Genomic DNA, 22,588 nt, shown 5'->3' with positions numbered 1-22,588 from the left:
TCATGGACAACACGTGGACGCTGATGAACTCGGCGATGAAGTCGGCCGACGTTCCGAAGGGGCTGCACAAGGGCACGCTCCGCCGCGTCGCACGGTTCGCCAGGCCGCACTGGCGGAGGTTGCTGATATTCCTGGTGCTCACCGTCGTCTCGGCGGTGCTGGCGGTGAGCACGCCGGTGCTGGCCGGGAAGGTGGTCGACGCGATCGTCGGCGGGCACGACGTCGCGCTGGTGGTGTGGCTGGCCGTGGTGATCGCGGCGCTGGCGCTGATCGACGCCGGGCTCGGCCTGGCCGAACGGGCGCAGTCGTCGAGGATCGGCGAGGGGATCATCCTCGACCTGCGGCTCGCGGTGTACCGCCACGTGCAGCGGATGCCGGTCGCGTTCTTCACGCGCACCCGCACCGGCGCGTTGGTGAGCAGGCTCAACAACGACGTCATCGGCGCGCAGCGCACGTTCACCGCCACGCTGTCGGGGCTCGTCACCAACGTGATCCAGCTGGCGCTGTCGCTGGTGGTCATGGTGACGCTGTCGTGGCAGGTCACCCTGCTGGCGCTGGTGCTGCTGCCGGTGTTCATCCTGCCGACGCGGCGGCTCGGGCGGCGGATGGCCGCGCTGCAGCGGGAGGCCGGCGGGCTCAACGCGTCGATGACCACGCAGATGACCGAACGGTTCTCCGCGCCGGGCGCGACGCTGGTGAAGCTGTTCGGAGACCCGGAGCGCGAGGCGGGCGAGTTCGGCGCGCGGGCGGGGCGGGTGCGCGACATCGGCGTCCGCACGGCGATGCTGACGCGCTGGTTCCTGACCAGCCTGACCACGGTCTCCGCGCTGGCACAGGCGCTGGTCTACGGGCTGGGCGGCTACCTGGCGCTGACCGGGGCGCTCGCGCCGGGCACCGTCGTGGCCTTGGCGTTGCTGCTGACCAGGCTGTACTCGCCGCTGACCGCGCTGGCGAACGTCCGGGTGGACGTGATGACCGCGCTGGTGTCGTTCGAGCGGGTCTTCGAGGTGCTCGACCTCAAGCCGATGATCGAGGAGAAGCCGGACGCGCGACGCGTTCCCGAAGGCCCGGTTTCGGTGGAGTTCTCCGATGTCCGGTTCGGCTACCCGGCGGCGGACCGGTACTCGCTGGCTTCGCTGGAGGACGTGTCCACTTTGGATCACCGGGGTGGTGAGGAGGTGTTGCACGGCATCAGCTTCCGCGCCGAACCCGGGCAGATGGTGGCACTGGTGGGATCGTCGGGCGCCGGCAAGTCGACGATCGCCTCACTGCTGCCGAGGCTGTACGACGTCGACGCCGGTTCGGTCCGTTTGTCCGATGTGGACGTTCGGGAGCTGAGTTTCGCCTCGCTGCGGGAAACCGTCGGCGTGGTGACCCAGGACGGGCACCTCTTCCACGACACCATCCGCGCGAACCTCGAGTACGCGCGACCCGGGGTCACCGACGACGAGATCTGGTCGGCGCTGGAGAAGGCGCGCCTTGCCGAGTTGATCCGCGAGCTGCCGGACGGGCTGGAGACCGTGGTGGGGGAGCGGGGGTACCGGCTTTCCGGTGGCGAACGGCAGCGGCTGACCATCGCCCGGCTCCTGCTGGCTCAGCCGAAGGTCGTCGTCCTCGACGAGGCGACCGCGCATCTGGACTCGCAGTCCGAAGCGGCCGTCGGCGAGGCGCTGACCGACGCGCTGGACGGGCGGACCGCGCTGGTCATCGCGCACCGGTTGTCGACGGTGCGGGCGGCGGACCAGATCCTGGTGATCGAGCACGGGGAGATCGTCGAGCGGGGGACGCACGAAGAGCTTCTCGCGCGCGAAGGTCGCTACGCGTCGCTGTACCTGACGCAGTTCTCGGAGGAGCCTGCGGCCGCGTGACCGGATGCCAGGAACGGTCCTTTCCTTGCAAATTTCGCAAGGAAAGGACCGTTCCTAGCACGCCCGGGTGGATGAGAGGCCCGGTCACGCGAGGGCGGGGGAGGCGAAGGTCGCGTTCACCAGCGCCATCTTCCGCGGATCGTCCCGCATCAGCGGCCCCATCCGGTTCATCGTGTAGCCGAAGGCGATCCCACTCTCGGGGTCGGCGCCGCCGGACGAGCCGCCGAGCCCGTCGTGCCCGAACGCGCGCGGGTTCGGGCCGAAGCCGCGTTCCTCGCTGCCGAGGTAGAACCCCAGCGCCAATTCGTTGCCCAGCCCACCGACGACGTCGGCCTCCCGGCCCTGCCCTTCGCGGGCCGTCGCGAGCGCCTCGGCCGAGAGCAGCCGCCCGGAGGCGACCGCGCCGTAGACGGTCGCGATGGCCCGGGCGGTGCCGTGTCCGTTCAAGGCGGGCAGGATCGCGCGCCGCCAGGCGGGATCGTTGGCGTCGCGGCCTTGGACGCGCGGGTTCGCCAGCGCCGCGAGGGCGACCGGACCGGCGTTGGCGAACGCCTGGGTCAGCGCGGTCTTCATCTCGTCGCTCAGCACGGGCTCGACGAGGGTGGAGCAGCGTGCCAGATCGTCGTCGGAATCCAGGCCGATCCGGAAGTCCGCGTCCAGCGGACCGGCGATGTGCTCGGCGAAGTACGCGCGGACGTCCTGTCCGCTCACCCGGCGGATCACCTCGCCGACGAGGAAACCGAACGACAACGCGTGGTAGCCGCTGGCCGTGCCCGGTTCGAAGAGCGGTGGCTGCGCGGCGAGCAGTCCGGTGATGTGGTCCCAGTCGTAGAGTTCCTCGACCTTGACCGGCCGCTCGACGCCGATCCCGGTCACCCCGGAGCGGTGCGAGAGCAGCCATCGCACGGGAATGTCCTGCTTGCCCGCGGCCGCGAACTCCGGCCAGTACTTCGCGACGGGCGCGTCGACGTCGAGCGCGCCGGTGTCGGCGAGGTGGTGCGCGCAGAGCGCGGTCATGCCCTTGGTGGTCGACCAGACGTTGGTGAGCGTGTCCGCGCGCCACGGCGTCGTCCGGTCCGGATCGGCCCAACCCGCCCAGAGATCGACCACGGCCTCGCCGTGCCGGGTCACCGAGAACGCGGCGCCGATCTCACCGTGTCCGGCGAAGTTCTCCTCGAAGGCGGCCCGGACGGGTTCGAAGCCCGCCGCGCAGTCGCCGTGGATCTCGGTCATGGCGCGGACCTCCCGTGGGGACACCGACCGGTCGGTATGTGACCGTAGAAGCGTCGCGGGGACGAGTCAAGAGGCCCGTCCCCGCGAATCGCTACCGCAGGGCCGGGACCCGCGCGCCGTACTTGGCCAGCAGCGCGGCGTTGGCCTCGTCGCCACCGTCCACGTTGGAGCTGCGCCACAGCGGGATGTCGACGCCCTGCGCCGCACCGAGGTCCACGACCTCGGCGAGTACGAGGTTCCAGAGGAACGCGTTGATCACTGTGGACAGTGGCGCGGTCCGCGGCGCCTCCGGCGGGTAGCTCGAGTCGCCGGGACGGACGTGCGAGTCGAGCACGATGTTCGCCTCTTCGATCAGCGTCGTGGCCGCGCGCTTGGGCGCCGCGGCCACGGAGGCGGCCGAACTCACCGCGATGACCGACGCCCCGCGCTTGCGCGCCCCGGCGGCCAGTTCGACCGGGTACGGGTTGACACCCGACGTCGAGAACACCACGAGCAGATCGTCCGGACCGGGGGCGCGCTCGGCGAGCACCTCTTCGGCGAGCCCGGAGCGGCGCTCGGTCTTGGTGCTGTGCTGCGCGCCGTGCAGCGGCAGCAGTTCGGGGTGGTAGACCGGGTAGACGCAGGCGAGCCCGCCGGCCCGGTAGAAGGTCTCGGCGACCGCGGCCAGCGAATGCCCGGCCCCGGCGGTGAACACCAGGGCGTCGGCCCGGATGACCCCCAGGATCAGCTCGGCCGACTTCCGGATCTGCTCCGCGTTACCCCGTTCGGCCTCCGCGAGCCGTTCGGCGACGTCTGCACAACGTTCGGTGGTGCTCACCACATCCGCCCTTCCGTCTGGAGATCAGCGACGAATGTATCGCGTGGACCAATCGCCGAAGTGGAATACATGGGGTCATGATCGAGGTTGACCCGATCACTGCGGCCGGGGTTTCGGAGACTGGAGGGTCCAGGGTGAGCGAGGCTGATCCCGCGGTGCGGACTTGGCGAGCACGCGGCCAGGTGAAAGCCGTGGTGCTGGTACTGCACGGCGGCGCGGAGCACAGTCATGCCCGCGTGGCGCCGTGGCGGCTGGCGTACCAGCGGATGGTGCCGCTGGCGAAGGACGTGCACCGGGCGGGCCGGGGGCACGGGGTCGAGGTGCGGCTGCTGCGCAACCGGATCTACGGCTGGAACGACCACGGCACCGACGCGCTCGCCGACGCGCGCTGGGCCTTGGCGCGGATCCGCGACGATCACCCCGGCGTGCCGGTGATCCTCGTCGGCCACTCGATGGGGGGACGGGTCGGCCTGCGCGTGGCCGACGATCCGGCCGTCATCGGGGTCTGCGCGCTGGCACCGTGGACACCGCCGGGTGAACCCATCGACGCCGTCGGCGGCCGCGCGGTGCTGATCGCGCACGGGACCAAGGACCGGATGACGGATCCGGTGGCATCACACGCTTTCGCCGAACGCGCCGAAAAGGTGACATCGCGGTCGGCGCGGTTTGAAATCGGTGGCGAGGGGCACGCGATGCTGCGAAGGTCTCGGGTCTGGAACCGTCTGGTACGGGCATTCGCGCTCGAGCTGATCGAAGCCGGGGGCACTGACGAAACGCTGAGCGGAGCCTGGGATCGGCCGAGCTCGGAGCGGCTGCGGATCCCGGTCTAGACCGGGCGGGAGGGAGTACCCATGTCCACGTCGAGCGTCGATCGGACGGCAGGTTCGGCCGGCCTTCCCGGTCCCGACGAAACCCGGTGGCCGGGATTGGCCACCCCACCGCATTCCCCGTTCCGGGCGCGGATCGCCGAACAGTTGTTCCGGCACGCGGTGCGCCCGCTGAACGTCCGCGTGCGCATGCCCGACGGCTCGCAGCTGGGCGCGGGCGGCCCGGACGCGCCCGAGATGCGGCTCAACCGCCCCGCCGCCTTCTTCCACCGCCTCGGTGTGGACGCGAAGATCGGCTTCGGCGAGGCGTACATGGTCGGTGACTGGACGAGCGACGCGCTCGCCGAGGTGCTGACCCCGTTCGCGGAGCGGATGGCGACGCTCATCCCGCCGTTGCTGCAGCGGTTCCGCCGGTTCGTCGACCGCGGTCACCCGGACGGCGAGGAGAACACCGTCGAGGGCGCGCGGGCGAACATCCATCGTCACTACGACCTGTCGAACGATCTGTTCGGCGCGTTCCTGGACCCGTCGATGATGTACTCGTCGGCGTTGTTCGGCCCGGACGACGACCTCACCGCCGCCCAGCACCGCAAGATCGACAGCGTCCTCGACTACGCCGGCGTCCGCGAAGGCAGCACGGTGCTCGAAATCGGCACCGGCTGGGGCGAACTCTCGATCCGGGCCGCCGCGCGCGGTGCCACGGTCACGTCGCTGACCATCTCCGAGGAGCAGGCGAAGCTGGCGACCGAACGCATCGCGGCGGCGGGGTTCGCCGACCGCGTCGACGTCCGGCTGTGCGACTACCGCGACTCCTCCGGTGAGTACGACGCGGTGGTGAGTGTCGAGATGATCGAAGCGGTCGGGGAGGCGTACTGGCCGACGTTCTTCGAGACCATCGGGAAGCGGCTGAAGCCGGGCGGCAGACTGGGGCTCCAGGCCATCACCATGGACCACGAGCGCATGCTCGCCGCGGCCCGTTCGTACACCTGGGTGCACAAGTACATCTTCCCCGGCGGGCTCATCCCGTCGACCACCTCCGTCGAACAGGGCCTGCTGGAGCACGCGCGGTTGCGGCTGGAGGGGGTGCGCGAGTTCGGTCACGACTACGCCCGCACGTTGCGGCTGTGGCGGGAGAGGTTCACTCAGCGGTGGGACGAGATCACCGAACTGGGCTTCGACGACGTCTTCAAACGGATGTGGGAGTTCTATCTGGCGTACTCCGAAGCGGGGTTCCGGTCGGGGTATCTCAAGGTCCACCAGTTCGGATTCGCCGAAACCGGACGGTGAGCACCACCCAACCGATGCGGGGTGCCGGACGTCCTTCACCTAGGGTCTGCGGTTGACTGGGCCCCACACGCGAGATCGGGACGGGTGATTCGGCATGACGTATGGAGGCGACGACCGAGGGCGACGGCTGCCGCCACAACGGCCGCCGTCCGGCCGCCCCCGGCGGCACCAGCCCGCGCAGATGATGCCGCTGCCGGGCCGGGGGAGCAGCCCGTACGACGAGCGGACGACGCCGATGGGGCACGGAGGCCAGGAGCGCCCCGCCGGCCCGCCTCCGCGCCGTCCAGGCCCGCCGCAGCCCCCTCCTGGGCGCCCGATGGACGACGCGCGGGCGCCGCGGCGGCGTAAGCGCTGGGGCTTCGGCAAGGTGCTGCTCACGTTGCTGACCGTGTTCGTGGTGTTCCTCGCCGGTGTGTGGGTGTACCTGGAGTTCTCGATCAACCGCGTCGACGCGCTGGCCGACTACTCCGGCCGCCCCGTCGCGGCCGAGGGCACCAACTGGCTGATCGTGGGCTCAGACAGCCGGGACGGGCTCACGCCCGAAGAGCAGGAGAAACTGGTCACCGGTGACTCCAAGGCCGCCGGTGGCGGCAAGCGGACCGACACCATCATGATCGCGCACGTCCCGTCCAACAGCGTCAAACCGACGCTGCTGAGCCTCCCGCGCGACTCGCAGGTGAGCATTCCGGGGCACGGCAAGAACAAGATCAACGCGGCGTTCTCGATCGGGGGCCCGACGCTGCTCGCGCAGACCGTCGAAGGCGCCACCGGCCTGCGCATCGACCACTACGCCGAGATCGGCTTCGGCGGCTTCGCGAAGATCGTCGACGCGATCGGCGGGGTGCACATGTGCGTCGAGAAGCCGATGGAAGACACCCTCACCAAGATCAAGATCCCCGCGGGCTGCCAGGACCTCCAGGGCCCGCAGGCGCTCGGGTTCGTCCGCATGCGGCACAGCGACGCGACCCCGCGTTCGGACCTCGACCGCGTCGCCAACCAGCGGAAGTTCATCGGCGCGCTGGTCAGCGAGATCGGCAGCCCCGGCACGCTGCTGAACCCGTTCACGCTGTTCCCGCTGCTGTCGACCGCGCCGGACGCGCTGACCATGGATTCGGGCGACCACGTGCACAACCTGGTCGGGCTGGCGCTGGCGATGCGCGGGATCTCGTCGGGCGGCGTCGTCACCACGACGGTGCCGGTGACCAACGGCTCGGCGGAGAACTGGGACAAGACGAAGTCGAAGCTGCTGTTCGACGCGTTGAAGAACGACACGGAGATCCCGGACAGCGCGATTCTGACCTGATCCTCGGGTCACTTCAGGCGCTATGAAAGGTCCTTTCCTTGCAAATTTTGCAAGGAAAGGACCTTTCATAGCGTTCGGGGGCCTCGTGCTCCGGGCACCCGCGAAACCCGTTCGGCGCCGAAAACCGGAGGCGCCCGGAGCCGAGGCGCGTCACCATGGGCGGATGGAAGCGCCCGCCGAAACCCTCGCCGACGAAGTCGTCACCCTGCGCCGCTGGAAGCCCGAGCAGCTCGAAACCCTCGCCGCCGTCGCGGGCGACTCCGCCGAGCACCTCGGCGCCTGGATGATCTGGGCCACCTACGGTTACGGCCGCCGTGAAGCCGCCGACTTCCTGGAGCGGTCCGCGAAGAACTGGGCCGACGGCAAGACCTACGACTTCGCGATCCTCGCGGGGGAGGATCTCGTCGGCGGCGCGGGCATGATCACGCATCCGGACCGGATCGAGATCGGCTACTGGCTCGGTAGGCACCACACCGGCCGCGGCTTCGTGACCAGGGCCGCGAAGCTGTTGGCCGACGAGGCCTTCCGGCTCGGCGCGCCGGAGGTCGAGATCCGGCACGACGAGAAGAACCTCGCGAGCGGCGCCGTACCCGCGCGGCTGGGGTTCACGATGGTCGGCGAGGAGCCCGCCGAACCGCCGCACGCCCCCGCCTGCGCGGGCGTCGACCGGTTCTGGCGGCTCAAGCGTCCTTAGTCTTGCGCTCGCGCAGGGCCGCGAGCGCCTTGTCGGCGTGCACGGTGAACTTCAGCTCGCTCTTGATCACTTCGAGCACCTTGCGGTCGGTGTCGATGACGAAGGTGTGCCGTTTGGCGTGCAGCGGGCTGAATTTGCGCCAGACGCCGAACTGTTTCGCCACCACACCGTCCACATCGGACAGCAGGGGATAGTCGAAGCCGTGTTTGGTGGAGAACTCCTGCTGTTTGGCGACGGCGTCCGGGCTGATGCCGACGCGATGCGCGCCCACTTCGGCGAATTCCGCGGCCAGGTCGCGGAAATGACAGCTCTCCGCGGTGCAGCCACTGGTCATCGCGGCGGGGTAGAAGAACAGCACCACCGGACCGGACGAGAGGAAGTCCGACAGCGTGCGGTCTTCGCCCTTGTCATCGGGCAGCGTGAAGTCCGGGGCGAGGTCACCTTGGTCCATGGAGCGATCCTGTCACGTCAGTGGGCGTGCCGTTCGATCAGCTCGTCGACCTCGTCCCCGGTCGCGGAATCCGCGATGAACGAACCCCGCGCCGCGAGGACGCCGTACCGCCGCAGCCGTTCGGCCTGTTCGTGGCTGTGGACGCCTTCCGCGCCGATGCGCAGTTTCAGCTCCTTGGCCCTGGCGACCAGCTGGCACAGATGGCGGACGTCGGCATCGTTCTCGCCGTCGGCCAGCGCGTCGACGACCGGGCCGGACAGGATCACATGGCGGACGGGCAGCCCGTGCCGCGGGATGAGCTCCAGATCGTCCGAACCGGAGATGGTCAGCACGAGCTGTGCGCCCAGATCGGCCAGTACGGCGAAGGAATCGAGCACCTCGCCGCTCGCGTCGAGCACGGAATCGCGGTCCGTGCACAGCCGCAGCGCCTGTGCGGGCAGGTTGTGCCGGTCGAGCTGTTCCTTGACCAGCAGGACCAGATCGGGCTCGATGGCCAGCCGGGTCGGCAGCCGCACGCAGACGTCGGGGGCGGCGTCGCCGAACCTGCTCCGCCATCGCGCGGTGGCGGCGAGCGATTCGGCCAGCAGCCACCGGCCGAGCGGGATGGTCATCCCGGTGATCTGTGCCAGCGGATAGAACTCGTCGGAGTCCAGTTCGCCCTTCTCCGGATGGCTCCAGCGCAGCCCGGCGTTGACGGCCGCCAGCTGGTCGGGATTCGCGAGCTTCACCGTCGGCTGATAGATCAGCGAGAATTCGCCGTTCTCCAATGCGCCCGCGATGACCGCGCCGAGCTGGTAGCGGCCACGGTCACGCGCGTCGAGCTCCGGGTCGAACAGCATCCACTGCGCCTTGCCCGCCTCCTTGGCGCGGTGCAGGGCGATTTCCGCGGCCCGCAACAGGTCTTCGGAGCCGCCGTCGGCGACCGGGCGGACGACGATACCCGCGCTCGCGCTGACCCCGATCCCGTGCCCGCCGAGGTAGATCGGTTCGGCGAGTTCTTCCAGCGCCTGCTCGACCAGGGCGATCACCTGCGGCGGCGTGAAATCGCCGCGCAGCAGGACGGCGAACCCGTCCCCGGACAACCGGGCGACGGCACCCTCGTGCCTGCCGGCGAACACGGACCTGAGCTTCGTCGCGACGCCGCGCAGCACCTGGTCACCGATGCCGGCGCCGAGCCCGTCGTTGATCACCTTGAAGCCGTCGATGTCGAGATAGACGAGGGCGACCTGCTCGCCGCCGGAACCGGCGAGCGCGGTTTCGAGGGCGTTGCCGAACGCGGTGGCGTTGGGCAGGCCGGTCAGCACGTCGTGCACGTTCTGGTGCCGCAGTTGTTCCTGCAGCAGGTGGATCTCGTTGGCGTCGGCGACCATCAGCACGGGATAGGTCGTACCGGGCCGGTCACCGGGGAGATCGGTCAGGGTCACGTCGCCCCAGAGCGGGCCTTCCTCGCTGTGGGTCAGCAGCAGGCGTTCCTGCTGGGTCGGCCGGCCGTGCGTCATGAGCTGCGCGAGCGCGTTCCGCAGGCGGGCGACGTCGTGTTCGGCGGAGCCGAGGTCGGGGATCTCCCGGCCGCGCAGTGAGGAGGGACGACAGCCGAGCAGACGGCCGAGCGCGGCGTTCGCCTCCACGATGGTGCCGTTGGCGTCGGCGAGGGCGATCCCGATGGGAGAGGCGGAGTAGAGCTTGGAGAAGCGCTGCAGAGCCGGCTGATGCTCGGGCTCGGCACGGACGGCGTCCTCGGCGACGCCGAGCAGGAACCGTTCGAGTTGCTCCTTGGGAAGCGATACTCCTTTAGTGTCAGCGAGCGTCTCGGCCCATCTCCGGGCCACGTCCACCAACCCTGGCGCGGAACCAGGTTCGGGCACACTTCACCTCTTCATGCGCGGTTGATGGCCAGCTCAGACCGGGTGTCCGAGCCCACGGACCCACACTAGGTATGAGCCGACCGGGTGTAGTGCCACGGCACCATGCGCGATCCGGGGTGTCTACCGGCTGAAAGGGTGATCGCTGCTACACGAGTGGTGACCGGAAGTTACCAAGAGTGCTCGATCGTGGGCATGGATTCACCGAGGCGTCAGGTGGACCGGCAGGCCGTCCGCCGGCACGGGCAGCGACACGTAATCCCAGCGCGCGGTGTAGCCCTCCGGGACCGACCATCGATACGCCCGCAGCATCTCGTGCAGCAGCGCCTTCACCTCGAACGTCCCGAAATGCAGGCCGATGCATTTGTGCGCCCCGCCGCCGAACGGCATCCACGCGTAGCGATGCGACTTGTCCTCGCGGCGATCCTCGCCGAAGCGGTCCGGGTCGAACCGCATCGGATCCGTCCAGTGCTCCGGCGAGAAATGGTTGACGGTCGGGGAAACCCCGACGAGTGTCCCTTCGGGAATGAAATGCCCGAGAACCTCGGTGTCCTTAACGGTTTTCCTGGTCAGGGAAGGAACCGGGGCCACCAGGCGCAGGGCTTCCTTGATCACCAGGTCCAGCGTCGTCAGGGTCTCCAGCGCTTCGATGTCGGGTACGTCGTCGCCGAGCGCGAGCGACTCCCGGCGCGCGCGTTCCTGCCACTCCGGGTGCTTGGCGAGGTGGTAGACGGCGGCGGCGCTGGTGATCGTCGATGTGTCGTGCGCGGCCATCATCAGGAAGATCATGTGGTTGACGACGTCGGCGTCGGTGAAGCGGTCGCCGTCCTCGGTGGTGGCGTGGCACAACGCGGTGAAGAGGTCGTCGCCGTCGCTCGCCCGTTTCGCGGGCAGGTTCGCCGAAAAGTAGCGTTCGAGGACCTTGCGGCCGTGCAATCCCGCCGCCCAGCGGCCGCCGGGAACGGGGAACCGCACGATGGCCGTGCCCGCGCGCACGGAATTCACGAACGCGCGGTTGATCGCGGCCGCGTCGTCGCCGGAACTCATGCCCATGAACACACGTGTCGCGACGTCGAGCGTGAGTTGCTTGAGGGACCAGTAGATCCGCGGGTTCGGCCGGTCGGCCCACGCGGCGATGCCGTCGCGCAGGGCCGGGCCCATCTGGTCGACGTAACCGGTGAGCCGCTGCCGGGTGAAGGCCGCCTGCATGATCCGGCGGTGCAGATGGTGCTCGCCGAAGTCGAGCAGCATCAGGCCGCGGTCGAAGAACTGCTCGATGAAGAACTTCCAGCCTTCCTGGGAGAAGGCCTTGTCCTTGTTCACCAACGCGATCTGGGTGGCCTCCGGCCCGGTGAGCGCGACGATGCGGCGCCCGAACGCGCCCATCCACGACACCGGTCCGTAGGTCTCGTAGCGTTTGAGGCCGAACTCGATGCCGAAACGCATGAAGTCCAGCGCGTGCCCGATGACCGGCGGGCCCTCGTCGCCGAGGACGGGTTTGAGACCAGGCGGGGCGGGCGCGAGTTCGCGGACCGGCCAGGTCGCGCCGAGCCAGCGCTGGTCGACCGAACGCGGCAGGGGGATCGAGGTGAGCGGCGGAACCCGCTCGCGCAGCGCCCCGGTGACCTTTTCGACGGCGTTCGCCATGGTGACCATCTCCCCGCTGAGACCGGTTACCGCTCCACCATCGCACCCTTATTGACGCCTTGACAATACCTCGATGGAAGTTCCGTGAAGGCCTCCTTGAGGGACCCAGGGTCCCTCAAGGAGGCCTTCACGGACCGATCAGGCCAGTTCGGAGCGGACCGTGTGGGCCGCCGCGACCAGGTTCCGCAGGGCCGGTTCGACCTCGGCGTAGCCGCGGGTCTTCAGGCCGCAGTCCGGGTTGACCCAGATCCGCTCGGCGGGCACGGCGCCGACGGCGGTCCGCAGCAGGCCGCTGACCTCCTCGACGCCCGGGACGCGCGGCGAGTGGATGTCGTAGACACCCGGCCCGACGCCGCGGCCGAAGCCCGCCGCGCCGAGATCGGTGACGACCTCCATCTTCGACCGCGCGGCCTCGATGCTGGTGACGTCGGCGTCGAGCGCGTCGATCGCCTTGACCACCTCACCGAACTCCGAATAGCACATATGCGTGTGGATCTGCGTGGCGTCGTCGATCCCGGAAGTCGCCAGCCGGAACGACGAAACCGCCCACGCGAAGTACGCCTCGTGCGCCGCCGCGCGCAGCGGGAGCAGCTCCCGCAACGCCGGCTCGTCCACCTGGATGACGCGGATGCCCGCCTCCTGCAGGTCGTGCACCTCGTCGCGGATGGCCAGCGCCACCTGACGGGCGGTCTCGCCCAGCGGCTGATCGTCGCGGACGAACGACCACGCCAGGATCGTCACCGGTCCGGTCAGCATGCCCTTGACGGGTTTGCCGGTCAGGCCTTGGGCGTAGCGCGCCCACTCGACGGTCATCGGCTCCGGACGCGAGACGTCGCCGTACAGGATCGGCGGCCGGACGCAGCGCGAACCGTAGGACTGCACCCAGCCGAAGTCGGTGGCCGCGAACCCGGCCAGCCGCTCGGCGAAGTACTGCACCATGTCGTTGCGCTCGGGCTCACCGTGCACCAGCACGTCGAGGCCGAGGTTCTCCTGCAGCCGGACGACACGCTCGATCTCCGCCTTCATCGCGGCTTCGTAGCCCGCGTCGTCCAGCGAACCCGCCTTGTGCGCGGCCCGCGCCTTGCGGACGTCGGTGGTCTGCGGGAACGAGCCGATCGTCGTGCTCGGCAACGGCGGCAGGTTCAACGCGGCCTGCTGAGCCGCCGCCCGCCGGGCATAGGGGGAGCGGACGGTGTCCTCCGGCCGCAGCGCCTCCAGCCGGGCGCGGACCCCGCTGTCGGCCAGATCGGCCGCCGTCGCGCGATCCGTGGCCGCGGCGCGGGCGGCGGAGAGGTCGACTTCCTCTTCTTTCAACGCGCGGCCGAGCAGAACGACCTCGTCGACCTTCTGCCTGGCGAAAGCGAGCCAGCCCTTCAGCCGCGGGTGAAGCCCGTCCTCCCGTTCGACGTCGTAGGGCACGTGAAGCAGCGAGCAGGACGTCGACACGCTGACCGACTTCGCAGTGCCCAGCAACGTCGCCGCCCGGCTGAGCGCGCGGGTCGGATCCGTGCGCCAGACGTTGCGCCCGTCCACGACACCGGCCAGAACCTCTTTGTCCCGCAAGGCGGGTTCGGCGGCGACGGCGTCCACAAAGGACTCATCGGACACGAGATCGACGGCGATCGCGTCGATCGGGGAGCGGGCGAGCACGCCGAGTCCGCGTCCGAGCCCGCCGAAGTACCCGGCGACCAGGATCTTCGGCCGCGCGGTCTCCTTCGCGAGCCGGTGGTAGGCGCGGATGAGCGCGTTGAGTTCCCGTTCGCTGCGATCCGCGGCGAAGGCGGGCTCGTCGAACTGGACCCACTCGACGCCTTCGTCGTGCAGACGGCGCAGTAGTTCGACGTAGCCGTCGAGAAGGTTGTCGAGCAGCTCCAGCGGACGGAAGCCCTCCGGAGCCGTCCCGGCCGGCTTCGCGAGCAGCAGGAACGTCACCGGGCCCACCAGCACCGGCCGGGTCTCGACGCCGATCGCGCGGGCTTCGCGGTACTCGTCCAGCGGTTTGGTGCCGGTGAGCGAGAACGTCGTTTCCGGACCGAGTTCGGGGACGATGTAGTGGTAGTTCGTGTCGAACCACTTCGTCATCTCCATCGCCGGCGCGTCCTGCACCCCGCGCGCGGCGGCGAAGTAGGTGTCGAGCGGCGAGAGGCCGAGCGTGGTGAAGCGCTCCGGCAGCGCTCCGAACAGCTCGGTGGTGTCGAGTACCTGGTCGTAATGGGAGAACGTGTTGGAGGGGACGGAATCCAGTCCCGCGTCCTTGAGTTCCCGCCAGGCGCGGGTGCGCAGTGCGCGGCCGGTGCCGAGCAGTTCGGCCTCGCCGATCCTGCCCGCCCAGTAGCGTTCGAGTGAACGCTTGAGTTCCCGGTCCGGTCCGATCCGGGGGTAGCCCAGCACTGTCGTGCCGATTTCGGTCACAGCTCTCTCCTCGCGAGCTTGTCGTCGGAGCCCGGAGCGCGCAGGAGTGACCGCCGTTCGGTCGTGCCCATCCCACGAGGCCCGGACTCACGCACGCCGTCGGCGCGCGTACCACGGGCAGGTCTTCGGACTCGTGGGCGACTCGCTCGCTCCTACCGGCCGTCGCTTCCCGGGGCGCCATGTCCCAGTGCTTTACCGTGTCTCGCACGGTGACGGCTTTCGTTCCCACATACCGCTGCGGGGCAGTCCCGGATTCGCACCGGGTTCCCTGTTACCTCGACCGGCCTGGGAGGCCGGGCGAACCAGTAGCACTCCGGAGCGTACCGCGAAGGAGAAGTACATGAAGGCCCCCTTCCTGTACCTAGGCGCAAGGAAGGGGGCCTTCATGTACTACGGACGGGCGATCAGTCCCAGTCGAGGGCGCCACCGGACTGGTACTCGATGACGCGGGTCTCGAAGAAGTTCTTCTCCTTCTTGAGGTCCATCGCCTCCGACATCCACGGGAACGGGTTCTCGGTCTCGCCGAAGATCGGCGCGAGGCCGATCTGCTGCGCCCGCCGGTCGGTGATGAAGTGCATGTACTGCTCGATCAGCTCGGCCGAGAGCCCGAGCATGCCGCGCGGCATGGTGTCGCGGGCGTAGGCGACCTCGAGTTCGCACGCCTCGGTCAGCATCGTCCGGATCTCCGCCTGGAACTCCTCGGTCCACAGGTGCGGGTTCTCGATCTTGATCTGGTTGATGCAGTCGATGCCGAAGTTCAGGTGGATCGACTCGTCGCGCAGGATGTACTGGTACTGCTCGGCGATACCGATCATCTTGTTCCGGCGGCCGAGCGAGAGGATCTGCGCGAAACCGGTGTAGAACCACATGCCCTCGAAGATCACGTAGAACGCGACGAGGTCACGCAGGAAGTTCTGGTCGGCTTCCGGGGTGCCGGTCTCGAAGTCCGGGTTCTCCAGGTTCTGCGTGTACTTCAGCGCCCACGCGTCCTTGTCCGAAATGGACGGGACCTCGCGGTACATGTTGAACAGCTCGCCCTCGACCAGGCCGAGGCTTTCGCAGATGTACTGGAAGGTGTGCGTGTGCACGGCCTCCTCGAACGCCTGGCGCAGCAGGTACTGGCGGCATTCGGGGTTGGTGATCTGCCGGTACACCGCGAGCACGATGTTGTTGGCCACCAGCGATTCCGCGGTGGCGAAGAAGCCGAGGTTGCGCTTGAGCATGGTGCGCTCGTCCTCAGTGAGGCCGTCGGGCGACTTCCACAGCGCGATGTCGGCCTGCATGGCGACCTCGGTCGGCATCCAGTGGTTGTTGCAGCCGGCGAGGTACTTCTCCCACGCCCAGGTGTACTTCATCGGCAGCAGCTGGTTGACGTCGGCGCGGGCGTTGATCATCCGCTTGTCGTCGACGTTGATGCGGGCGGCGCCGACTTCGATCTCACCGAGGCCCGTGGCGTCGGCGGAGGCGTCAAAGGTGGTCATGAAAGCTCACTTCACGAGTCGGGGGCCGTGAGTGGCGATTCGGGTCAGAACCCGAATCGCCACTCACGACGATGTCTTACTGGCAGGCTTCGCAGTCGGGGTCGTCGATCCGGCAGGCGGCGCCTTCGGTGGCGACGAAGTCGACGTCCGAGACCTTCGGCATCTCCTTCGGCTCCGGCTTGGCGGCCGGGGCAGGAGCGGTCACCGGCACGGCCGGAACCGCGGCGGAAGCCGACGGCGCGGGCGAAGCGGCGGGAGCCGGGGCGGCGGCGGGCTTCGGCGAAGCGGGTGCGGCGGGGGCCGGGGTGGCCGAGACCGCGTTCAGCTTGCCGTCGGTGCCGCGCAGGGTGCTCTTCTCCACGTGCGTCGCGGACCGGGCCCGCAGGTAGTACGTGGTCTTGAGGCCCTTGTGCCAGGCGTAGCGGTACAGCTCGTCGAGCTTGCGGCCGCTGGGCGCCGCGATGTACAGGTTCAGCGACTGGGCCTGGTCGATCCACTTCTGGCGCCGCGAACCGGCGTCCACCAGCCACTTGGACTCGATCTCGAACGCGGTCGCGTACAGCGCCTTCAGGTCGTCCGGCACGCGGTCGATCTGGCCGAGGCTGCCGTCGAAGTACTTCAGGTCCGAAACCATGACCTCGTCCCACAGCCCGCGCTCCTTGAGCGAGCGGACCAGGTGCGGGTTCACCACGGTGAAGTCGCCGGACATGTTCGACTTGACGAACAGGTTCTGGAACAGCGGCTCGATCGACTGCCCGACGCCGCAGATGTTGGAGATCGTCGCGGTCGGCGCGATCGCCATCACGTTGGAGTTGCGCATGCCGACGGTCTTGACCCGCTCACGCAGCGGCGCCCAGTCCAAAGTGGACGAGGTGTCGACGTCGAGCGCGTCGCCCTGTCGCGCGTCGATGAGCAGCTGCATCGAGTCGATCGGCAGGATTCCCTTGCTCCACAAGGAACCCTCGAACGTCTGGTACTGGCCGCGCTCCTCCGCGAGGTCGGTCGACGCCGAGATCGCGTAGTAGCTGATGTGCTCCATGCTCGTGTCCGCGAACTGCACGGCCTCGTTCGAGGACAGCGGGACACCGATCTCGAACAGCGCGTCCTGGAAGCCCATCAGGCCGAGGCCGATCGGGCGGTGACGCAGGTTGGAGCGGCGCGCCTCCGGGATCGTGTAGAAGTTGATGTCGATCACGTTGTCGAGCATGCGGACCGCGGTGCGCACGGTCTTCTCGAGGCGCTGGGTGTCCAGGCCCTCGGGGGTGACGTGCTTGAGCAGGTTCACCGAGCCGAGGTTGCAGACCGCGACCTCGTCGGTGGTGGTGTTCAGGGTGATCTCGGTGCACAGGTTGGACGAGTGCACGACACCCACGTGCTGCTGCGGCGAACGCAGGTTGCACGGGTCCTTGAAGGTGATCCACGGGTGGCCGGTCTCGAACAGCATGGTCAGCATGCGGCGCCACAGGTCGACCGCGCGGACCTTGCGGAACACCTTCAGCTCACCGCGTTCGGCGGCGGCCTCGTACTCGCGGTAGCGCTCGGCGAACGCGTTGCCGTAGAGGTCGTGCAGGTCCGGGGTCTCGTTCGGCGAGAACAGCGTCCACTGCGCGTCGGCCTCGACGCGGCGCAGGAACTCGTCCGGCACCCAGTTCGCGGTGTTCATGTCGTGCGTACGACGACGGTCGTCACCGGTGTTCTTGCGCAGGTCGAGGAATTCCTCGATGTCCACGTGCCAGGTCTCGAGGTACGCGCAGGCCGCGCCCTTGCGCTTGCCGCCCTGGTTCACCGCGACCGCGGTGTCGTTGGCGATCTTGAGGAACGGCACGACACCCTGCGACTGGCCGTTGGTGCCCTTGATGTGCGCGCCGAGGCCGCGGACCGGGGTCCAGTCGTTGCCGAGACCGCCCGAGTACTTCGCCAGCAGCGCGTTGTTCTTGTACGCCTGGAAGATCGAGTCCAGGTCGTCGTCGACCGTGGTCAGGAAGCAGGACGACAGCTGCGGACGCGTGGTGCCCGAGTTGAACAGCGTCGGGGTGGACGCCATGAAGTGGAACGTCGAGAGCAGCTCGTAGAACTCGATGGCACGAGCCTCACGGTCGTCCTCGCGGATCGCCAGGCCCATCGCGACGCGCATGAAGAACGCCTGCGGCAGCTCGAAGCGGACCCCGTCGTGGTGCTGGAAGTACCGGTCGTACAGGGTCTGCAGGCCGAGGAAGCCGAAGTCGAGGTCGCGCTCGGCGTGGATGGCCGCGGTGATCTTGTCCAGATCGAAGGTCTGCAGCTCGGCGTTGACGAGCTCAAGCTCGATGGCGCGCTTGAGGTAGTCCCGGAAGTACTGCGGGTACCGGGTGGTCATCTCGTCCTGGCTGGCCTGCTGCGGCACGCCCGCGAGGTAGCTGAGCGCTTCGCCGCGGAGCTTGTCCGCGAGTAGCCGGGCGCTGACGTAGGAGTAGTTCGGCTCCTGCTCGACGAGCACGCGCGCGGCCATGATCTGCGCGAGGGCGAGCTCGTCGGCGCTGATGCCGTCGTAGAGGTTGCGCTTGGCCTCGGCCAGCACCGGCTCCGCCGAGACGTCCTCGAGGCCGGCGACGGCCTCGCCGACGACGTGCGAGACGCGGGCCCAGTCGAGCGGGCGGAGCGAACCGTCGGCCGCCTTGACGCTGATGGCGACGTCGGACGACGCGGGCTTCTCGGCCTCGCGGGCCTTCGCGCGCTCCTCGCGGTACAGGACGTACGCGCGGGCGACCTTGTGGTGCTCGCCGCGCATGAGCGCGAGCTCGACGATGTCCTGGATCTGCTCGATGTGCAGCGCGGTCTCGGGACCGGCGTGGCGGAGCAGGGTGGTCTCGATCTGCTCGGTCAGTTCCTTGACCAGGTGGTGGATCCGCGACGAAGCGGCCGCGTCACCGCCCTCGACGGCGAGGAAGGCCTTGGTCACGGCGACCGAGATCTTGTTCGCGTCGAAGGGGGACACGCTGCCGTCCCGCCGGATGACTCGCACGGTCGCGGGCGTGGTGTCCGAGGACGAGGGCGGCCGCTGACCGGTTTCCACTGACATGCATGTCTCCAAAAGGGCGCGTTGAAGCACCACAAGGCCTCACAAGGCCGTGCGCTGCACGTTCACAAAGCTGTCCGACCACCGCTCCCGAGCGGTCTCCCCGTCGCTGGGCGGTGCCGGTTCCCAGAGACTACATGTAGGGGTCGGAGGCTGCACGTGCCCCAATGGGTGGCGTGTCGTCGGCTCACCCTGGCGGGTTAGACGATCACGCTGAGCGGCTGGTCAACCGCCGAAGACGATCTTGAAATCGCGCAGGCAGGCGTTCAGGACGGGCCGCTGACCGGCCAGGAAGCCGAACGGCCCGGACTCGTTGATCCGCCAGTCCGCGGCCGCCGGACAAGGCCTCGCCTTCGCCCGGACGGGGCTCCTTTTGAGACGGCCGTCCAGCATTTGGACGACGTCGAAGGCCGCGGGCATCCGTACCGGGAGGCTCGGGCGGGGAGTGAAGGCCGCCGTCGCGATCCAGTCTTCCTGGGTGGCCGCCGAGGCGGTGAAGGTCCGTCCGTGGGCGAAGTCGAGCGCGGCGAGATCCTTGGGGATGCCCCACAGTGCCCGCCCACCGGCGAGCGAGACCTCGCTGTCGACCCAGATGTCGGTGATGGAGCTGGAGAGGCGCTCGCCGCGGACCGCGACCGTCGCCAGCAGCTCGTGATACTGGAGCTGCCCGGGTTCCTGGTAGTCGATCCAGGCGGTGAACACCTGGGCGCGGCCGCCGACCACGATCGGCTCGACGCCGCCGGGCAGTGCGGGCAGTTCGCTCACCGGGACACGCCAGATCGACAGATATGCCTGACCGGCCAGGTTCCAGGGCTCCGGGGGATACGCGGTCACTTGTTCAGCCATGGCAGGTAGGCGGGCTGGTCGGTGTCGACGCGCATGGAGAACTCCGGTGGTCGTTTCTGCAGGAAGGACACGACGCCTTCGACCGCGTCCGGGCTGGAGCCCAGGCCGCCGATCAGCCGGGAGTCGAGCTCGTGCACGGGGAACGGCGATTCCGCGCTCGCCATCCGGTACAGCAGCTGGCGGGTCACGGCGACCGAGACCGGCGACGTGGTCGCGGCGATCTCACGAGCGAGTTCGCGTGCCTTGCCGAGTACTTCTTCGGGCTCGTGGACACTGTGGACCAGTCCGGCGGTTTTCGCCTCCTCGGCGCCGAAGACGCGGCCGCTGATCATCCAGTCGAGTGCCGTGCCCATCCCGACGAGCCGGGGGAGGAACCACGCGGACGCGCCTTCGGGGTAGATCCCGCGGCGGACGAACACGAAGCCGAACCGGGAGTCCGTGGACGCGAGGCGGTAGTCGCACGACAGGGTGATCGTGACGCCGCCGCCGACGGCCGCGCCACGCAGGGCGGCGATCACCGGCTTGTTCATCGTGAAGATCCGCTTCGAGCAGCGTCCCGCCGGCTCCTGCCACGCCGCGTCCGGCCCGGTCTCCGGATCGAAGTCGAAACCGCCCTGCGTGAGGTCGGCGCCCACCGAGAAGTCCTTGCCGTTGCCGGTCAGGATCACCACCCGGACGTCCTCGTCGCGGTCGGCGCGATCCATCGCGTCGCCGAGTTCGTCGGCCATGCGGATGGTGTAGCCGTTGCGGGCCTCGGGCCGGTTGAGCGTGACCGTCGCGATGCGGTCTTCGACCTCGTAGGTGATTTCGGCGTACGCGCTCATGACGTGAAAGTAAGCCAGTGTTGACAAGGTGTCAACAAGACTCAATCGACGTCGTCCAGATGGTCCGCGTAGTACTCGACCGCTCGCCGGTATCGCCGGACGCCGTCGTCCGCGCTGGTCGCCGCGAGCACCTTCAACAGGGTTCCCGCCGCCTCGCGCGCCTCGCCGGCGTTGTAGAGCGCCATCGCGAGGAACGTCCTCAGCGCCGCGTCGTCCGGGAACTCGCCGAGACCGCGCCGCAAGGTCGCGAGCGACTCCTCGTACCGGCCGAGGACGCGGTACGTGCTGCCGAGCCCGACGAACACGCCGTGCCGGTCCTCTGTGGACAGACCTTCGCCCGCGAGCGCCTGCTCGTAGAACGGGGCCGCTTCGGCTTCCAAACCGGCCGAATCGTGGGCCCACGCGGTTTGGTAGGCGATCACGGCGTCCCGTGGATTCCTCTCGGCCAGCTCGATCAGCCGCAGGCGCGCCTCGTCGGTGCCTTGCTCCCGCAACCGGACCGCCTCGTTCACGCGGCGGTTCCGTCGAACGGCGGGTAGGTCTCGGCGCCGACCCGCTCGGCCACGACGATGTACTCGGCCAGCGCGTCACGCGACCGGTTCAGCTTGGCCAGCTGCTCGTCCAGGCGACCGAGCCGCTCGCGCATCGCGGCCAGCAGCTCGGGACAGCCGATCAGCTCCGGTTCCTCGCCGATCGCGCAGGGGAGCAGGTACGCGATGTCCTCGGACGACAGGCCGGCGGCGAGCAGGTGGCGGATCTGCCTCACCCGCAGCAACGCCGTCTCGTCGTACTCGCGGTAGCCGTTCGTGCCGCGGCTCGCCTCCAAGAGGCCCTGCGCCTCGTAGTAGCGCAGCTGATGGGCGTTGACGCCCGTCCGGTGACTCAGTTCACCGATCTTCATCGCTTTCCCCACTTGACCTTCATACCGGTATCAACGTTGACGATCGTGCCATGACAGACAAAACGAACACCCCGATTTCGGTCGTCGGCCTCGGCCTGATGGGCACCGCGCTCGCCCGCGCGTTCCTGAAGGCCGGGCATCCCACGACCGTGTGGAACCGGACGGCCGCCAAGGCGGACGCGCTCGTGGCCGAAGGCGCGCGGCTCGCGCCCACGATCGGCGACGCGCTCGGCGGCGTGACGATCGTGTGCCTCACCGACTATTCCGCCGTGCGCGAACTGCTCGGCGACGCCGGTCTCGACGGCGCGACCCTGGTCAATCTCACCTCGGGCGACTCCGCGCAGGCGCGGGAAACCGCCGCCTGGGCCGAAAAACACGGCGCCCGCTACCTGGACGGCGCGATCATGGCCATCCCGTCGTCGATCGGGACCGACGAGGCGGTGATCCTGCTGAGCGGACCGCGGCCGGACTTCGACCTCGGCGCGCTCGGCACGGTCAGCCACTTGGGCGAGGACCCCGGCCTCGCGTCCCTGTACGACGTCGCCGGCCTGACGATGATGTGGAGCGTCCTCAACGCGTGGCTCCAGGGCACCGCGATGCTCAAGACGGCCGGTGTCGACGCCGCGACGTACGCGCCGTTCGCGCGGCAGATCGCCGCCGGGGTGGCGGACTGGCTGCCCGGCTACGCGGAGCAGATCGACAAGGGTTCCTTCCCCGCCGAGGTGTCGGCGTTGGAGACCGACGCGCGCGCGATGGCGCACATGGTCGAGGAGAGCGAGGCGCTGGGCGTGAACGCCGAGCTGCCGAAGCTGATCAAGGCGATGGCCGACCGCGCGATCGCCGCGGGGCACGGGGGTGAGCAGTATCCGGTGCTGATCCGGGAATTCGAGCGACCGGGGAGCTGAGCTGCCCCGCTGTCCGTGAAGGCCTCCTTGAGGGACCTCTGCTAACCATCGGTGTGTGGGTTGCCGAGGCGATGTCGCGCGGAGGTTGTGGGAGATGGGATTCAGTGTTCCCAATGTGGCATTGGGGACACTGAGCGTCTCCAATGCCACATTGGGGACACTGGGCTGCGATGAG

Annotated in this window: 18 protein-coding genes and 1 riboswitch; of the genes, 6 read left to right on the top strand and 12 right to left on the bottom strand. The window is 68.9% G+C overall.

Going from position 1 to position 22,588, the window contains the following annotated elements:
* The first annotated feature begins 2 nt into the window (after window positions 1-2).
* Window positions 3-1,868: an ABC transporter ATP-binding protein gene (locus AJAP_RS24260; protein ID WP_038515457.1), complete on the top strand. Its 1,866-nt coding sequence runs from the start codon at window positions 3-5 to the stop codon at window positions 1,866-1,868.
* Window positions 1,869-1,952: 84 nt separating this feature from the next.
* On the opposite strand, the gene AJAP_RS24255 is transcribed toward AJAP_RS24260, so the two are convergent.
* On the bottom strand, window positions 1,953-3,101 hold the full coding sequence (locus tag AJAP_RS24255) for an EstA family serine hydrolase (RefSeq protein WP_038515456.1): 1,149 nt from the start codon (window positions 3,099-3,101) through the stop codon (window positions 1,953-1,955).
* Between the two features lie 91 nt (window positions 3,102-3,192).
* A complete protein-coding gene (locus tag AJAP_RS24250; protein ID WP_037344077.1) occupies window positions 3,193-3,921 on the bottom strand; it encodes an SIS domain-containing protein in 729 nt (242 codons plus the stop codon).
* 131 nt (window positions 3,922-4,052) lie between these two features.
* Here AJAP_RS24250 and AJAP_RS24245 point away from each other — a divergent pair, with 131 nt between their 5' ends.
* The 4 genes from AJAP_RS24245 to AJAP_RS24230 all read left to right on the top strand — a co-directional run bounded on the left by AJAP_RS24245 (window position 4,053) and on the right by AJAP_RS24230 (window position 8,029).
* The gene (locus tag AJAP_RS24245) at window positions 4,053-4,748 is read left to right on the top strand and encodes an alpha/beta hydrolase (RefSeq protein WP_038515454.1); all 696 of its coding nucleotides are present in this window, start codon (window positions 4,053-4,055) and stop codon (window positions 4,746-4,748) included.
* Window positions 4,749-4,769: 21 nt separating this feature from the next.
* Window positions 4,770-6,032 (top strand): SAM-dependent methyltransferase, encoded by a 1,263-nt coding sequence (locus AJAP_RS24240; RefSeq protein ID WP_038515452.1) that lies wholly within the window; start codon window positions 4,770-4,772, stop codon window positions 6,030-6,032.
* Window positions 6,033-6,126: 94 nt separating this feature from the next.
* Complete coding sequence (locus tag AJAP_RS24235; protein ID WP_038515451.1) at window positions 6,127-7,335, top strand: LCP family protein; 1,209 nt, start codon at window positions 6,127-6,129, stop codon at window positions 7,333-7,335.
* Window positions 7,336-7,498: 163 nt separating this feature from the next.
* Complete coding sequence (locus AJAP_RS24230; protein ID WP_038515449.1) at window positions 7,499-8,029, top strand: GNAT family N-acetyltransferase; 531 nt, start codon at window positions 7,499-7,501, stop codon at window positions 8,027-8,029.
* Here the strand turns inward: AJAP_RS24230 and AJAP_RS24225 are convergent.
* The 10 genes from AJAP_RS24225 to AJAP_RS24180 all read right to left on the bottom strand — a co-directional run bounded on the left by AJAP_RS24225 (window position 8,016) and on the right by AJAP_RS24180 (window position 21,508).
* A complete protein-coding gene (locus AJAP_RS24225; RefSeq protein WP_038515447.1) occupies window positions 8,016-8,480 on the bottom strand; it encodes a peroxiredoxin in 465 nt (154 codons plus the stop codon). The two genes, AJAP_RS24230 and AJAP_RS24225, sit on opposite strands and share 14 nt — an antisense overlap.
* A 17-nt stretch (window positions 8,481-8,497) precedes the next feature.
* Window positions 8,498-10,309, bottom strand: a complete 1,812-nt coding sequence (locus AJAP_RS24220; RefSeq protein ID WP_038523790.1) for a putative bifunctional diguanylate cyclase/phosphodiesterase — start codon at window positions 10,307-10,309, stop codon at window positions 8,498-8,500.
* A gap of 234 nt (window positions 10,310-10,543) precedes the next feature.
* Window positions 10,544-11,989, bottom strand: coding sequence for a cytochrome P450 (locus AJAP_RS24215; RefSeq protein ID WP_174492042.1), 1,446 nt, complete (start codon window positions 11,987-11,989; stop codon window positions 10,544-10,546).
* A gap of 138 nt (window positions 11,990-12,127) precedes the next feature.
* Window positions 12,128-14,401: a 5-methyltetrahydropteroyltriglutamate--homocysteine S-methyltransferase gene (gene metE / locus AJAP_RS24210; RefSeq protein WP_038515445.1), complete on the bottom strand. Its 2,274-nt coding sequence runs from the start codon at window positions 14,399-14,401 to the stop codon at window positions 12,128-12,130.
* A gap of 99 nt (window positions 14,402-14,500) precedes the next feature.
* A riboswitch (cobalamin riboswitch) is annotated at window positions 14,501-14,723 on the bottom strand.
* An 82-nt stretch (window positions 14,724-14,805) separates the two neighbouring features.
* Complete coding sequence (locus tag AJAP_RS24205) at window positions 14,806-15,882, bottom strand: ribonucleotide-diphosphate reductase subunit beta (RefSeq protein WP_037344090.1); 1,077 nt, start codon at window positions 15,880-15,882, stop codon at window positions 14,806-14,808.
* 76 nt (window positions 15,883-15,958) lie between these two features.
* Complete coding sequence (locus tag AJAP_RS24200; RefSeq protein ID WP_038515443.1) at window positions 15,959-18,940, bottom strand: ribonucleoside-diphosphate reductase subunit alpha; 2,982 nt, start codon at window positions 18,938-18,940, stop codon at window positions 15,959-15,961.
* A gap of 222 nt (window positions 18,941-19,162) precedes the next feature.
* Window positions 19,163-19,783 carry an acetoacetate decarboxylase family protein gene (locus AJAP_RS24195; RefSeq protein ID WP_084098322.1) on the bottom strand — a complete coding sequence of 207 codons (621 nt, stop codon included), beginning with the start codon at window positions 19,781-19,783 and terminating at the stop codon, window positions 19,163-19,165.
* On the bottom strand, window positions 19,768-20,607 hold the full coding sequence (locus AJAP_RS24190) for an enoyl-CoA hydratase-related protein (RefSeq protein WP_038515439.1): 840 nt from the start codon (window positions 20,605-20,607) through the stop codon (window positions 19,768-19,770). The genes AJAP_RS24195 and AJAP_RS24190 overlap by 16 nt, the downstream gene beginning before the upstream one ends.
* A 41-nt stretch (window positions 20,608-20,648) precedes the next feature.
* A complete protein-coding gene (locus AJAP_RS24185; protein ID WP_038515437.1) occupies window positions 20,649-21,119 on the bottom strand; it encodes a tetratricopeptide repeat protein in 471 nt (156 codons plus the stop codon).
* Window positions 21,116-21,508 (bottom strand): MerR family transcriptional regulator, encoded by a 393-nt coding sequence (locus AJAP_RS24180; protein WP_038523787.1) that lies wholly within the window; start codon window positions 21,506-21,508, stop codon window positions 21,116-21,118. The genes AJAP_RS24185 and AJAP_RS24180 overlap by 4 nt, the downstream gene beginning before the upstream one ends.
* A 50-nt stretch (window positions 21,509-21,558) precedes the next feature.
* On the opposite strand from AJAP_RS24180, the gene AJAP_RS24175 reads away from it, so the two are divergent.
* The gene (locus AJAP_RS24175; RefSeq protein WP_038515435.1) at window positions 21,559-22,413 is read left to right on the top strand and encodes an NAD(P)-dependent oxidoreductase; all 855 of its coding nucleotides are present in this window, start codon (window positions 21,559-21,561) and stop codon (window positions 22,411-22,413) included.
* Window positions 22,414-22,588 lie beyond the last annotated feature (175 nt).

Source organism: Amycolatopsis japonica (assembly GCF_000732925.1).
GTDB lineage: Bacteria > Actinomycetota > Actinomycetes > Mycobacteriales > Pseudonocardiaceae > Amycolatopsis > Amycolatopsis japonica.
Note: the sequence above shows the minus strand (reverse complement) of the source record. Positions and strands in the feature narration are given on the sequence as shown.